The sequence below is a fragment of the Sorangium sp. So ce117 genome (genome assembly GCF_051524395.1).
Taxonomy (GTDB): domain Bacteria; phylum Myxococcota_A; class Polyangia; order Polyangiales; family Polyangiaceae; genus Sorangium; species Sorangium cellulosum_B.
The window spans coordinates 6,905,105-6,918,567 of sequence record NZ_CP150309.1; the positions used below are offsets into that span (position 1 = coordinate 6,905,105).

The window sequence follows — 13,463 nt, forward strand, 5'->3', positions numbered from 1 at the left end:
GGGCGGCGCGGGAGTTCTGCTCGACCCGGGTTGAGGGCGGCGGCTCGACCCGGGTTGAGGGCGGCGGCGGATATCGCGGACGGAGGCGCCGACGAAGCGGCCAGCAGGCGCGAGCACATCCGCCATGGACGGTCGCCAGGCCCCATGAACCGAGCCAGAGACTCATCGTGCCCCGCACCGGCGCCGATGGCAGGAGCGCAAAACAACAGAGCGCCCATTCGACGGTGGGGGAAACCGTCACGGGCGCTCTGCTTGCGTCTCTTGCAGGAGGTGAGCCAAGGACGTCCTTCCTGATTTCAGATGCTTTCCCTACAGCGACAGGCGTGCACCTGTCGGTTATGGCGTCGTAGCTTGCAGCGCTGCCAGCGGAGCGTGGCGGCCTTCGGCCACCGGGTCGCCGGAACCGCGCCGATCAGCTGGAGCCGTTCCGCTCTCCCGGCGCCTCCCGTCCCCCGCCGACGCCCCACGACGGCCGGGCGTTGAGCTCCTCAACGTCGGTTCCAATCATCTCCGTGTAGCTGCGACCCATCTCCTCGAGCTCGTCGCTGCTCAGCACGTCCTCGATCCGGGCGAAGCCCGCCGGCGCTCGCTGCTCCACCATCGAGAGGACCCGGTCGGCGCCCATCGCTCGGTTCGCGAGGACGAGGGAGCTCGTCGGCGGACGGCGCGCTGCTTCATAGGCGGCGAGCGCCTCTTCAGGGGTGCTCGTCTGGGCGAGGTGCCAGGCCAGCACGCGAGCATCGAGGATCGCCTGGGAGGCCCCGTTGGAACCGACAGGGTACATGGGATGTGCAGCGTCACCGAGCAGGGTGACCCGGCCAGCGCCCCACCACGGCAGCGGATCGCGATCGATCATGGGATACTCGAAGATGACGGGCGCCGCGGCGATGAGCGCCGGAATGTCGAGCCAGGAGAAGCGCCACGCCGCGAAGTGGGGCAGCACGTCCTCCAGGCGTCCTTGCCGGTTCCAGCTCCCCGGCGCGACCGCCGCCCCCTCGTGCAGGCGCACCTCCGCCACCCAGTTGATCGCGGCCCGGCCGCGGAGCTCCGCGCGGTGGGAGATGGGATAAGCGACGAACTTGGCGGCCAGGTTGCTGCCGGCCATGATCATGCTGCGCCCCCCCAGGAACGGCTCGCCCTCGGTCACGCCGCGCCACATGTGAATGCCGTTCCACCTGGGCGGCCCCTCCGCCGGGTGGAGCTGCGCGCGAACCACGGAGTGGATGCCGTCGGCCCCGACAAGCACGTCCGCAGGGACCACGTCGCGCTCACCGGTCCGCCGATCCCGCACCGTGACCTGCACCTCGGACGTCGTCTGCTCGAACCCCTCCACCGCCAGCCCGACGCGCACGCTGGAGGCCCCCAGGCGCCGCTGCACCGCCGCGAGCAACATCAACTGGAGCTCACCACGGTGGATCGACACCTGTGGCCAGCGATACCCGGCGGAGATACCCCGCGGATGGCCCCAGATCCGACCCCCGAACCGATCGTGGTGCACGAGCTCGGCGGTCGGGATCCCTGTCGCCACCAGCGCATCTTCGAGGCCAAGCTCCGTCAGCTCTCGCACGGCGTGAGGGAGGAGGTTGATGCCGACACCGAGCGGCCTGATCTCTCGCGCGGCCTCCACGACACACGCATCGATGCCGGCCGCGTGCAGGCTCAGGGCCGCCGTCAGCCCGCCGATCCCCCCGCCCGCGATCAACGCCCGCATCACGCGACGCTCGCACGGCGCGCCGGACGCGGCAACGAGGCTCGTGGCGCCCGCGACCGCGGCGCCGAATCCAGGTAAGATCCTGGAACGAGGGACATACCATGCGATTGCTCGTCTCGATGGACTCTTGGGGTGCGAGGTTGCTCTCGGTGCTGGCGATCGCGCCTGCGCTGAGCTGCGGTGGAAACATCACGTCCGGTGAAGGCTCGGGCGGCGGCACAGGCGAAGGCGCCTCCAGCAGCACAGGCGAAGGCACCTCCAGCAGCACAGGTGAAGGCACCTCCAGCAGCACAGGTGAAGGCACCTCCAGCAGCACAGGTGAAGGCACCTCCAGCAGCACAGGAGGCCTGCCGCCCGAAGAGTTTCCGTTCGCTTGCGACGATCCGGAGCCCATCGTCGTCGCGGACCAGGACACCGGGTACGTGCGCTGCGCCGACGGCTGGATCCACCGCGCGGAGGTCGTCACCTGTCCCAGCCCGCTCCCGCGCGCCAAGGCCTGCGCGGACCCGAGCGGCGCGACGGGGAACTGCAAATCTGACGCCGACTGCACCGAGCAGCCCCACGGCTACTGCGACGTCATGACCGGAGGCGAGGTGGCGCCGGGGTGCTTCTGCCAGTACGGGTGCACGACCGACGCCGACTGCGGCGAGGGGCAGATCTGCCTGTGCGGCGATCCGGTCGGGCAGTGCGTGCCCTCGCGGTGCACCAGCGACCAGGACTGTGGAAAGCTGCTCTGCTCCAGCTATGTCCTGCACCCCGGATGCGGCGGGACCGCCTTCGCGTGCCAGACGCCCGCCGACGAGTGCGCCAGCGACCAGGACTGCTCAGGGGACGAGCAATGCTCGCTCGAGGCCCTGCGGCACACCTGCACGGCGGAGATCTGCGCGATCGGCCGGCCGTTCCTCGTGGAAGGCGTCGTGCGCACCGCGCAGCCCGCCGCGCGCGACGACTGGCGGACCGCCGCTCCGGACGCGGCGCCTCGCCTGGCAGAGCTGTCCGTCGACCAACGGGCGGCCCTCGCCGAGCACTGGACCCGCGCCGCCCTGCTCGAGCACGCGTCGATCGCCGCGTTCGCGCGCTTCGCGCTGCAGCTCCTGTCGCTCAGCGCGCCGCCGGAGCTCGTCGGTGCCGCGCAGGCGGCCATGGGCGACGAGGCCGACCACGCGCGCACGTGCTTCGAGCTGGCCAGCGCGTTCGCCGGCCGCGGCGTCGGCCCAGGGCCGCTCGCCATCGACGGCGCCCTCGGCGGCGAAGGCGCCCGCGAGATCCTCGTGACGACCCTCCGCGAGGGGTGCATCGGCGAGACCATCGCCGCGATCGAGGCGGCAGAGGCCGCCCTCCACGCGACCGATCCCGCGGTACGGCGCGCGCTCGAGAAGATCGCCGAGGACGAGACGCGGCACGCCGAGCTCGCCTTCCGGTTCGCGGCCTGGGCCCTCGACCGCGATCCTTCCCTCGCGAGCGCCGTCATCGACGAGCTCGCCGCGGCCTCCTCGGAGCTCCCCTCCCCGAGCGAGCCCAGCCACGGCGGCCCGCTGCTCGGCTTCGGTGTGCTCTCCCCGCAGCACCGGCGCGCGATCCGGGAGCGCGCGCTCGCTCAGGTCATCGCGCCCTGCGCGCGGGCGCTGCTCTCGCGCGGCGGCGGCAGCATCGAGCGCAGCCGCCCGCGCCCGGCGGACGGCCGTCAGCGCGAGGAGACCGACAGCTTGGCGACGAACAGCTGACCGTCCTCGGCCTCGACAGGGCAGTTCAGGAGCGCGAAGTCGGCGCCGGACGTGCCTGCGAGGAACACGTCCGTTCCGGAGACGGCGAGCGCCAGGATCCGCTGGAGCGCAGGGCCGCCGAGCGCGCCCAGCCACTCGACCTCGCCGTCCGTGGCCCGGAGCCGCGCGAGGAAGGCGTCCCCCTCGCCCGCCTCCCCGCCGATCTCGACGTCATCGATTTTCAGCTGCTGATCGAAACGCCCCGCCACGACGATCTTTCCGAGCTCGTCGACGCCGACGACCTGCGCCGATTGAGCCCCGCTGCCCCCGAGCTGCTTGGCCCACGTGGCGGCGCCGCTCCGGTCGAGGTGCGCGGCGAAGCCGTCCTCTCCGGTGGAGATGCTCTCTCCGGCGAGATCGATCTGCCCCTCGAAAGAGCCCGTCAAGACGACGCCCGCCTCGAGCATCGCCACGGCGCTGGTGCGCTGATCGCCGCGGAGAGCGGAGTAGTGTCGATACCAGACGTCCGCCCCCTCGGCGCTCCATCCATCGCAGATCCACGACGCCGGAAACGACGCCAGGAGCGCGTCGATCCCGTCCGAGGCCGCGCCGCCGGGCGGCAGCGCGCTCTCGGAGCCGGGGAAGCCCACGTTCACCCGGCCCTCGAAATCGGCGATCACGAAGGCGTCGCCGGAGGCCACACGGAGATCGCGAGGCCAGAAACGCGCGCCCTCACGGCCCGCAAAGACGCCGCTGCACGGATTCAGGAGGGTCTGTGCATCGTAGCTGGAGAATCCGATGTCCAGCCCGCCCTGGAGCGACGTCAGGACGAAGACGCGGTCGCCCTCCGCCGCGACCGCCTTCGCCTCGTCAAGACCGCTGGACCCGTGCGTCACGCACGCCGCGACCCCGCCGGGATCGCTCTTGTCGAGCCGCGCCACGAACGCGTCGCCGGCGCCCTCGGGCAGCCCGCAGTCCGCGCCGAACGACAGGCTGCCCGTGAAGTCGCCCGCCACGTAGACGCTGCCGCCGTCCAGCGCGATCGCGGTCGCCTGATGGACGTGCGTCGCGGTGTCGTTCTCCGCGTTCCCGAAGCGCCCGCTCCACACGTGGTTCCCGTCCGGCTCGAGGTGCGCCACGAAGACGTCCTTGCCGGCGCCGCCCGCCGTGAGCGGGGCGCCGCCGGCAACGGTCAGGTCCCCCTTGAAGCCGCCCGCCAGCCACAGGGTGCCGTCCTTGTCGGCCGCGATCCCGCCGAGCGTGGTCTCGGCGTCACCGAAAGACATCACCCACTGGCACGTATAGCCGGGCTCGCTGAACGAGCCGCCGCCGACGCCCTGCTCGTCGATGAGCTGAATGCCCACGATCTCCGCGCAGCCCGCGCTGCTCGCCGCGACGAGAGAGCTCGCCAGCCACAGCCGAGCGCGCCTTTCGAGCCTCATCGTCATCAGAACGCCCCGACGACGGAGCCACCGACGACGCCCGGCGCGAGCTGGACGCGGGCGGTCGCGCGCGGCCCGTCCGAGGGCAGCGTCAGCCAGAGGACGGCCGTGCCGGCGAGCGCCACGCTCGCGGCGATGAAGGAGAAATCGGACACTGTCGCATACGACATCGCCTTGCTGGCCAGATCGGGCACCGGCTGTGCGCAGTCCCGGTAACGCCTCGGATTCGCGCACGCCGTCTTCGCCGCGTCGTCGACCTTGTCCCACGTGGAGATCGCCAGGCCACCGAAGGTGCTTCCGAGCGCGATGCCCGCCAGCGTGAGCCCGCCCGTCACCCACATCAGGCTCCGGTGGATCGGATCCGGCCTTACGCCGTAAGGAGTCGGCCTGCGCGGCTCGATGTCGCCGGTGGAAGGCGCGGGATCCTGCGCTGCCGCGCTGGGCGCGACAGCCTTCACGGGGACCTCGACGACCTCTCCCGGCCGCGTCACCTCGACGTCGCGCGCGAGGGCGTACCTCGCGGGCGCAGCCGCGATGACCTTGCGCTTCCCCGGCTCGACAGGGCGCGCCGCGCCGGCGCCTTTCGCGGCCACGCCGTCGAGCGTCACCGCGAGCCCCGGGAGCGCCTTCACCTCATCGGCGCTCGGCTCGGCCTGGGCCGCGCCCGCCTGCGCCCAGGCGGCCAGCGTCACGAGGAGACCGAGCGCGGGCCGACCAAGCCCCCTTCGCCCCGCGCGCCCCACACCCTTTGCGGAGCGCCGGGAGCCTCTGCTGATCGCTTCAGGCATCGAGTCCCCTGGAAGGTCGGCGAGCGACACCTGCTTCAGGTCCCCGCGCTGGACCACGACGACCGATAACAGGGCACCGCGACGAGCGCCAGACGAAAGACCCCCGCGCCAGCCGCCACGCCGCGCGCCTTGCGTGCGCCTTCGCGCGCCTTCGCGCGCCTTCGCGCCCGTTACGCGCCCCTTGCACCGTTTGCGCCGTGTTCCCGCTTCGACGCACGCGGCCTTTGCGCTAGCGTTCCGCTCTCGGTTCCTCTCGTTCCTCGCGGTTCCTCTGGTTCCTCGCGGTTCCTCTCGTTCCTCTCGGTTCCTCTCGGTTCCGGTCTCGCCCCTCGCTCCCAGGTCGTCGAGCGTACCGGCTGGAGCGCCCTCGCGAACAGGTGCCCTGATGTCCTCCGTGCCAGCCCCCAAGAAGAAGCGGTCCAAGAAGAGCGCGCGCTCGCTGCCTCGCAGGGACGAGGAGTGGATCGGCGGCTTCTTCTCCCTGCGCGCGTTCGTGCACGAGGGCGACGACGCGTACCGCCCCGAGGCGGTCGTCTGGATGACCGAGCGCGGCTTCGTCCTGAGCTGCGCCGCGCTGCGCCCCGGCGACGTCCTGACGGGCGCGGTCGACAGCTTCGAGGCCGCCGCCAACGGTCCCCTGGAAGGCAAGCCGCGGCTGCCCAAGCGCGTGCGCGTGGCCTCGCCGGCGCTCGCGGAGGCCCTGCGGGCGCGGCTCGGCCCGGAGGTCGAGGTCCGCGTCGCGCCCACGCCGGAGATCGACGTCGTGGCCGAGGACCTGGAGGCCCACCTCGGCGCGCGGGACGGCCACCTGACGCCGAGCTTCCTCGGGGGCGGCATCGAGGCGCCGGCGATGGCCTCGTTCTTCCGCGCGGCGGCCGCGCTCTACCGCGCTACGCCCTGGAAGGCGGTGCCCAGCGACGCCGACATCATGGCGCTGTCGATCCCGTCGCTCGGCGCGCGCGATCTCGCGCTGTGCGTCGTCGGGCAGGCTGGCCAGAGCCACGGCGTGCTCCTGTTCGAGAGCGCGCGCGGGTTCGAGCTCTACCTGGCCGAGACCGCCAAGCTCCCGGACGCGCCGCCCGCGTCGCTGCCGGCGAGCTTCTTCTCGCTGAGCTTCGATCGCGCGAGCGACCTGCACCCCGCGCTGCGCGCCGAGGTCGCAGAGCAGCGCTGGGAGCTGGCCGACCCGGACGCCTACCCCACGCTCGCGATGGTCGACGAGGACCTCATCGGCCGCAAGCCGACGCCGAAGGAGCTCACGGCCTCCGAGGCGCTCGCGCTCGGCCTTGTCGAGCTGATGAAGCGGCGCAAGGAGATCACGAAGGCGTTCCGCGACGGCGCCCCCCCGGTGGAGGCGAGCTACGTCGTGGAGACGCACGCGGGCCCGGTGGAGGTGCTCTTCCGCGCGCCCCACCCGGAGCGGAGCTGATCCCGGCGGCGGCGCCGGCGAATCCGTCATCAGGGCTCGGGCGATCCGACGGGCGAGCGCAGCAGCGGGGAGGCCCCGCCCTCAGCGAGCGACGAGCCGGTAGAGATCGGCGTTCACGATGAACTCGCAGAGGACGTTGCCGAGCTGGAGCATGTCGCCGCTGCGGAGAGGCACGCCGTCCCCGGACGGCGCCATGAGCCGGTCGTTCAGGAAGGTCCCGTTGGTGCTCTTTCTCGCGTGGAGCATCGGGGTGTCCGCGACCAGCACCGAGATGTGGGCGTGGACCTTGGAGACGGACGCGTCGCGGAGCACGATATCGCTGTTCAGCGCCCGCCCGATGAGGATGCGATCCTGCCAGGGGCTCTCGGGGCGCTTCGCCACCGGCAGGAGCTCGCAGCCGTGCGACGTGGCGATCATCCCCGACGAGATCCGGTGACGGGACGAGGTCGGCTGGCCGCTCATGCCAGGCGCGGTCCCGGCGACGAGGGTCTTGAACGACGGAGGAGGCTGGTCATCGGGGCCGAGCTCCCGGAGCAGCCAGGCGTGCGGGTACTTCCGATCGAACGCCATCCGTGAAATCGCCCGGCTCTGAGCACAAAGCGCCGCGAAGGTCAACATGACGAGATCTTCCCCCAGGTTCCGGGCCGTTCGAGAGAGCCGAGCTCCCCGAGCGGCGCATCGCCCAATTCAGCGGGGCCCGATAGGCCCTTATACATCAGGAGACGACGGAATCACTGGACGCCACGAGACACCGTCGAGACGACCTCCGGCGCTGAACGGACTACATCGTCGGCGCTCGCCACACTCGGCTCCCGCGCGGGCAGCTCCGCCGTGCGGCGCGCCGCTCCCCATGCCGACGTGACCTCCCGGAGCCCCCCCGGATCGGGAAGCGTCAGGCGGCGCACCTCGCCCCTCCCCTGAGCTCACAGTTCGTCCGGCGACGATCCCCTATTGTATATCGTCCCTCGTGAGCCAGAGTCCGCCCAGCGCACGCGGGAGCCCGCCGGCACCGCCCGCGCCCGGGCCCAAGGCGGGCCCCTCCGACGCGGAGCTCGTCCTGGCCGCGCGCGCGGGGGAGCGCTGGGCGCAGGAGGCGCTCTTCCTGCGGCACGTGCCGTACGTCTCGGGGATCCTCTGGCGCCTGATCCCGAACCGCGCGGACCTCGACGACGTGGTGCAGGACGTGTTCTTCACGGCGTTCGTCTCCCTCCACAAGCTCGAGAACCCGCAGGCATTCGCCTCGTGGATCGCCTCGATGGCGGTGCGGCTCACGCACAAGCAGCTGCGGCGCCAGCGCATCGCCGAGCGGCTCGGGCTCGCGCGCCGCGGGGAGGTGTCGTTCGACGACGTCGTCGGCGCGGACTGCCCGCAGGACGTCGCCGTCGAGGTGCGGCAGCTCTACGCGCAGGTCGAGGCGCTCCCGGTCGCCGAGCGGGTCGCGCTCCTGCTCCGGCGCGTCGAGGGCATGTCGCTGGAAGAGGTCGCCGAGGCGACGGGCGCGTCGCTCGCGACCGTCAAGCGGCGCATCGCGGCCGCCGAAGAGCGCCTCTCGGCGCAGGCCGAGCGCCCGCGCAAGCCGGGCGCGTGACGACAGCTCACGGCGCGCCCGCGACCGGCGTGAAGACGAGGCGCCGATCGAGGTCCCCGGCGCCGAGCTGGCCGCGATCGTTGAGCCCGGCGCACAGGACCGCGCCGTCGCGCTTCCGCGCGCAGGTGTGGTGCCGCCCGGCCGCGACCGACGCCCAGTCGGAGGCGTCGCTGACGCGCACCGGCGTCGTGTGATCGCTCATGTCGCCCAGGCCGAGCTGGCCCTCCAGGTTGTAGCCCCAGCAGTAGAGCTCGCCGTTCGCGCGCACGCCGCACGTGTGAAAGGTGTCGATCGAGAAGCTCACCCAGTCGTCGAGCGCGCCGACGCGCGCCGGCGCCCGGAGGATCTCCTCGTGCCCGACGCCCGCCTCGCCGAACGAGTTCTCGCCCCAGCAGTACAGCGCGCCCTCGTGGCCTCCGCGGCCTGCGTCGCGCAGCCCGCAGGCCCCGTTCTGGCCGGTGCGGACGTCGATCCAGTCCGCGGCGTCGCCGACGCGGCGCGGATCGCGCAGCTGCTGCTCGGCGTCGTCGCCGAGGCCGAGCTCGCCCCGGGTGTTGCGCCCCCAGCAGTAGAGGTGGCCCGGCGCGCGGATACCGCAGCTGTGGCCCTGGCCGCCGTCGACGAGCGTCCAGTCGTTCGCCGACCCGACGCGCGTGGGCAGGTCGCGGTCGACGCCATCCTCCGGGAAGGGATCGTCGAGGCCGAGCTGGCCCTCCTCGTTGTCGCCCCAGCACCAGAGCGCCGCATCGACGTCCACCCCGCACGTGTGCAGGTACGTGCTCCCGAGCTGCGCCATCGGCGCCGCGCTGCTGACCAACGCCGGCGTGACCTCGGAGGCGGCGGACCCGATCCCGAGCTGCCCCTCGCCGTTCGCGCCCCAGCACCACAGGCTGCCGTCGAGCCGCCTCGCGCAGCTGTGCAGCTCGCCGATGGCGCTCTCGGCCCAGCCGTCGCCCTCGACCGCGGCCGGGGTGGTCCGGTCCTCCGTGTCGCCGACGCCGAGCTGCCCCTCGTCGTTGGCCCCCCAGCAGGAGAGCCGCCCGCCCTGGATGACGCACGTGTGGTACGGGCCCGCGGCGAGGCCGTCGACGCGCCAGACGGTGTCCTGGGCAGCGCCGCCCGCGCCGGCACCCCCTGCACCGGCGCCGCCCGCACCCGCTGTTCCGGCGCCACCTGCGCCGGCTCCGCCCGGCCCCGCCTCGAGGACGACGCCGCTCTGGGTGCACGCCCCCACGGCGACGGCGGCGGCGATCGCGCGCCACGCCAGCGGCCGCGTCGAGCGCCGTGTCAGAACACCACCCCCGCGCCCAGCGCGGCGAGCACGCCTGGGCCGCCCATGCTCGTGACGACCGCGTCGCCCGCGAGCGCCTCCACCATCATGAAGGGCGCGAGCGCGCCGACGCTCGCGCCGAAGCGCACGGGCCGCACGTCGACGTCCGCGGTCACGCCGAGCGCGCCGAACGCGGTCGGCCCTCCGAAGCGCGACGCCGACGCGCCCTCCTCGGCGCGCCCCTCGAACAGCACGTAGCCCGCCTCGACGGCCGCCTCGACGCCGAGCCGGGCGCGCCCCGTCCGCGCGACGTACGCCGACAGCGAGGCGCCGCCGCCCGCGGCGTGCCCGAGCACCGTCCCGAGCGCGGCGGACGCGGGCAGCGCCTCGCGCGCGTACACGAACACCGAGCCAGCAAGCCAGGGCAGCACGTCCCGCCGGAGGAGGAGCGCGCCCCCGAGCTGCACCTGGCCGCCGCCGTACGCGGCCACGGTCGCGCGCACGCCGATCTCGGTCGCGCGCCGATCCGCTCCGCCGCCCGCGCCCGGCGCCTCGCGGACCCCGCCCGCGGGCGCCCGCGCCGGCGCTGGCGGCGGCGCGGCGCTCGCCATCGCGGCCCGCCGCCTCAGCGTGGGCTCGACCCAGCTCGCCCGGAGGAGCTCGTCGGCGGCGATCGCGAGCGCGAGCGCGCGGCCGTCGTCCTTCAGCCCCGACACGTCCACCGCGCGCTCGAGGCGCTTCCGGGTCATGGCGTCGTCGATGTGGACCGCGGCGACGCCTTCCGGCGAGATGCGGATGGTCACGCGCGCGATCGCCCGCTCGCGCCCCGCCCCGCGCGCGTCGGGCGAGGCGCCCGCCTCGAGCCGCGCGCAGAGGTCGGTGCGGGCGAGCTCGGCGGCCAGGTCCACGAAGATCGCGCGCTCGAGCTCCGGCGTCGCGCCCTCGACGAGCACGGCGATCGGCGGCGCATCGCCGCCGCACGCGTCTCCCTCAGCGCGCGCGACCCCGGCGGTGGCGGCGAGGAGGGCCGGGAGCACGAGCCCGCGCCCCGCCGCCATCACCGCGGCGCGCAGGCGACCTTCACCGCGGCGACGTGGACGCCGCTCGGGTAGGTCGTGAGGTAGCGACGTCGGGCCTCTTCGCACGCGGCTCGTTTCCCCTGGCCATCGTAGAGCCGTACGAGGCGGGCGAGCGCATCTTCGTGGACCGACGAGCCTGCCGCCGACGAGGCGGCGGTCTTGAGCGCGTCCTCGGCGTTCGTGCCCTGGCCTCGCTCCATCTCGATGCGGCCGAGCTCGAGCGCCGCGATCTGCGCGCGCGCGTCGCCGGGGTGCCTCGCAACGAGCTGCCGGTACAGCGTCGCGGCGCGCGCGAGATCCCCTGCCCGCCGCGCCTGGTTGGCCGCCTCGAAGAGCCTCTGCGCGGCGTCGACGCTCGGCGCGGAGGGCGCGGCCGCTGCGTTCCCCAGCGCCGGCGGCGCGGCAGGGGCGCCCGTGGCGAGCGGCTGGGCGGGCGGGGGCTGGGCAGGCACCGCATCCGCGGGCGGCTCCACCTTCGCGGGCTCGGGCCTCGCCGACCACGACTCGCCCGCGTGCAGCCGCTTCACGTCGTCGGGCCGCGCGGGGTGACGGACCTCGACGATCCCCTTCGTCACCGAGACGGTGACCTCCTCCGTCGCCCCGTCGACGGCCACGCGGAACTCGGTGCCGACGACACGGACCTCCACGCCACGCGCCACGACGGTGAACGACCGCGCGGCGTCGGGGACGACCTCGAAGCGGGCCGCGCCCGAGCGCAGCGCGGTCGCGACGTGGCGCGGCTCGTCGCGCTGCACCTCGAGCTCCGCGCCCTGGTCGAGCGAGATCGTCGAGCCGTCCGACAGGGACAGCACCGAGCCCGTCGCCGCGACCGCGGCCGGCGGCGCGCTGGACGAGCCGCCGCGCGCCCCCACCCACAGCGCGGCCGCCCCCAGGGCGAGCGCTCCTGCGAGCGAGCCGGCCCAGAGCCACCGGCGGCCAGGGTGAGCGCCCCGGGCCTCGAGCCGCTCCTCGATGCGCTGCCACTGGCGCGCCACGCTCCCCTGGGTGAGGGGCGGTCGCACCCAGGCGCGGAGGGGCGGCTCGGGGTTCATCCTCACTATGTACCCCGACGGGCCGGGAATGGCTCAGCCGGCGGACGCGAGCTCGGGCGCGCTCCCACGTGGAGCCGCCGGGACGAGGAGCGCGGCGGCGGCGCTCAGGGCAGGTTCGCCAGCGGGTCCGTCTTGCCGACGCCCGCGTGCTCCAGGACGAGCGCCTTGACGGCGGCCGCGCGGTCGAGCGGGTACTCGTACGGCGCGGTCCAGGAGCAGTCTTGACCCGACTCCTGCGTCCCGGTGGTCTGCTCGAACACGTTGTCGATGCGGTGCGTACCGCCGGCCGGGCTGTCCAGGGTGGTGATGGGGTTCTGCACCTTGTAAAAGTGATTGCCCTCCACCCTCAGGCAGGCGCCGACCCGCGAGTTCACCCCCGACGTGGAGACGTCCTCGAAGTAGTTGTTGAAGACGTGCCCGTTGCCGCCGCGATAGCTCGGGATGCGGGAGTTCACGTTGCGGAAGCGGTTGTGATGGAAGGTGATGCGGCGGTCGCTGTTGTCCTTGTCCGACGAGCCGACCAGCATGCCCTTCCAGTGGTCGTGCAGGTAGCTCCACGAGATCGTGATGTTCGAGGACTCGTGGGTCGCGTCGATGAGGCCATCGTACTTGTCCTTGTCGGAGTTCACGGCGGGAGACTCGGCCCAGAGCTCGCAGTGGTCGATCCAGACGTTGTGGCTCTCGTCCATGTGGATGCCGTCGCCGTTGCCGCTGCTGGCCAGCACGTGGTGGATCTTCAGGTTGCGGACGATGATGTTGGAGGCTCTCCTCAGATTGAGCCCGATCCCCTCCAGCTCTCCGCTCGACCCGACCCCCACGAGGGTCTTGTCGGAGGTGACGTCCACGTCGTCGCCGCTGCCGCTGATCTTGCCGGTGATCTGGATGATCAAGGCGCCGTTCCTCGCGGCCTCCCTCCTCAGGGCGTCGAGCGAGCTCACCGAGACGACCTGTCCGCCCTTGCCGCCGGTTGTGCCGTCGCCGGTCGTGGCGTAGCCGTAGAGCCTGAAGTCGACAGCGCCGGGGTCGCCGCCGCCGGCGCCGCTGCCCGAGCCGCCCGCGCCGCTGCTGGAGCCGCCGGCGCCTTCGTCCGAGCCGCCCGCGCCGCTGCCGGAGCCGCCGGTGCCTTCGTCCGAGCCGCCCTCGCCGCTGCCGGAGCCCCCGGTCCCGCCGCTGGAGCTGCCAGTGCCGCTGCCCGCGCCGGTCCCACCGGTCCCGGCGGCGCCGACGCTCGCCGTGGAGCCTGCGCTCCCGCTGCTCGTCGGCTGCCCCGCGTCGTCTTCCGGCTCTGACGTCTCCGAGCCGCACCCGACCACCGAAACGCCGAGGATGCCGAGCGCGATCAGCGCAGCCCAAGCGACTCGAGATTCGCACTTCATGAGCAAGTCACCTTTCCGTGATGAG

At 73.3% G+C, this 13,463-nt stretch carries 11 protein-coding genes; 3 read left to right on the forward strand and 8 right to left on the reverse strand.

Translation table 11 applies throughout. The annotated features are described in order from the left end of the window. Nucleotides 1–412: 412 nt before the first annotated feature. Nucleotides 413–1,711, reverse strand: coding sequence for a flavin-dependent oxidoreductase (locus tag WMF46_RS25870; RefSeq protein ID WP_437979641.1), 1,299 nt, complete (start codon nt 1,709–1,711; stop codon nt 413–415). A gap of 101 nt (nt 1,712–1,812) precedes the next feature. On the opposite strand from WMF46_RS25870, the gene WMF46_RS25875 reads away from it, so the two are divergent. Beyond that, nucleotides 1,813–3,435 (forward strand): ferritin-like domain-containing protein, encoded by a 1,623-nt coding sequence (locus WMF46_RS25875; protein ID WP_437979642.1) that lies wholly within the window; start codon nt 1,813–1,815, stop codon nt 3,433–3,435. On the opposite strand, the gene WMF46_RS25880 is transcribed toward WMF46_RS25875, so the two are convergent. Together WMF46_RS25880 and WMF46_RS25885 are read right to left on the reverse strand one after the other, a co-directional pair. Continuing rightward, nucleotides 3,396–4,856 carry a hypothetical protein gene (locus WMF46_RS25880; RefSeq protein ID WP_437979643.1) on the reverse strand — a complete coding sequence of 487 codons (1,461 nt, stop codon included), beginning with the start codon at nt 4,854–4,856 and terminating at the stop codon, nt 3,396–3,398. The genes WMF46_RS25875 and WMF46_RS25880 overlap by 40 nt on opposite strands. Before the next feature lie 5 nt (nt 4,857–4,861). Beyond that, on the reverse strand, nt 4,862–5,548 hold the full coding sequence (locus tag WMF46_RS25885) for a hypothetical protein (RefSeq protein WP_437979644.1): 687 nt from the start codon (nt 5,546–5,548) through the stop codon (nt 4,862–4,864). Between the two features lie 481 nt (nt 5,549–6,029). On the opposite strand from WMF46_RS25885, the gene WMF46_RS25890 reads away from it, so the two are divergent. Beyond that, nucleotides 6,030–7,073 (forward strand): hypothetical protein, encoded by a 1,044-nt coding sequence (locus WMF46_RS25890; RefSeq protein ID WP_437979645.1) that lies wholly within the window; start codon nt 6,030–6,032, stop codon nt 7,071–7,073. Between the two features lie 81 nt (nt 7,074–7,154). Here the strand turns inward: WMF46_RS25890 and WMF46_RS25895 are convergent, their stop codons facing one another. Continuing rightward, nucleotides 7,155–7,643: an FHA domain-containing protein gene (locus WMF46_RS25895; protein WP_437707369.1), complete on the reverse strand. Its 489-nt coding sequence runs from the start codon at nt 7,641–7,643 to the stop codon at nt 7,155–7,157. 397 nt (nt 7,644–8,040) lie between these two features. Here WMF46_RS25895 and WMF46_RS25900 point away from each other — a divergent pair, with 397 nt between their 5' ends. Next, a complete protein-coding gene (locus WMF46_RS25900) occupies nt 8,041–8,661 on the forward strand; it encodes an RNA polymerase sigma factor (protein ID WP_437979646.1) in 621 nt (206 codons plus the stop codon). Between the two features lie 7 nt (nt 8,662–8,668). Here the strand turns inward: WMF46_RS25900 and WMF46_RS25905 are convergent, their stop codons facing one another. From WMF46_RS25905 to WMF46_RS25920, 4 genes are all read right to left on the reverse strand, one after another. Beyond that, nucleotides 8,669–9,895: an RCC1 domain-containing protein gene (locus tag WMF46_RS25905; RefSeq protein ID WP_437979647.1), complete on the reverse strand. Its 1,227-nt coding sequence runs from the start codon at nt 9,893–9,895 to the stop codon at nt 8,669–8,671. A gap of 53 nt (nt 9,896–9,948) precedes the next feature. Further along, nucleotides 9,949–10,989 (reverse strand): hypothetical protein, encoded by a 1,041-nt coding sequence (locus WMF46_RS25910; protein WP_437979648.1) that lies wholly within the window; start codon nt 10,987–10,989, stop codon nt 9,949–9,951. Continuing rightward, on the reverse strand, nt 10,989–12,062 hold the full coding sequence (locus WMF46_RS25915; RefSeq protein ID WP_437979649.1) for a FecR domain-containing protein: 1,074 nt from the start codon (nt 12,060–12,062) through the stop codon (nt 10,989–10,991). The genes WMF46_RS25910 and WMF46_RS25915 overlap by 1 nt, the downstream gene beginning before the upstream one ends. Nucleotides 12,063–12,166: 104 nt before the next feature. Continuing rightward, nucleotides 12,167–13,438, reverse strand: a complete 1,272-nt coding sequence (locus WMF46_RS25920; RefSeq protein ID WP_437979650.1) for a pectate lyase family protein — start codon at nt 13,436–13,438, stop codon at nt 12,167–12,169. Nucleotides 13,439–13,463 lie beyond the last annotated feature (25 nt).

Bases quoted from the DNA above. Each gene is read 5' to 3' on its own strand.
- WMF46_RS25870 (WP_437979641.1), bottom strand. From the start codon at position 1,711: ATGCGGGCGTTGATCGCGGGCGGGGGGATCGGCGGGCTGACGGCGGCC.
- WMF46_RS25875 (WP_437979642.1), top strand. From the start codon at position 1,813: ATGCGATTGCTCGTCTCGATGGACTCTTGGGGTGCGAGGTTGCTCTCG.
- WMF46_RS25880 (WP_437979643.1), bottom strand. From the start codon at position 4,856: ATGAGGCTCGAAAGGCGCGCTCGGCTGTGGCTGGCGAGCTCTCTCGTC.
- WMF46_RS25890 (WP_437979645.1), top strand. From the start codon at position 6,030: ATGTCCTCCGTGCCAGCCCCCAAGAAGAAGCGGTCCAAGAAGAGCGCG.
- WMF46_RS25895 (WP_437707369.1), bottom strand. From the start codon at position 7,643: ATGGCGTTCGATCGGAAGTACCCGCACGCCTGGCTGCTCCGGGAGCTC.
- WMF46_RS25910 (WP_437979648.1), bottom strand. From the start codon at position 10,989: ATGGCGGCGGGGCGCGGGCTCGTGCTCCCGGCCCTCCTCGCCGCCACC.
- WMF46_RS25915 (WP_437979649.1), bottom strand. From the start codon at position 12,062: ATGAACCCCGAGCCGCCCCTCCGCGCCTGGGTGCGACCGCCCCTCACC.
- WMF46_RS25920 (WP_437979650.1), bottom strand. From the start codon at position 13,438: ATGAAGTGCGAATCTCGAGTCGCTTGGGCTGCGCTGATCGCGCTCGGC.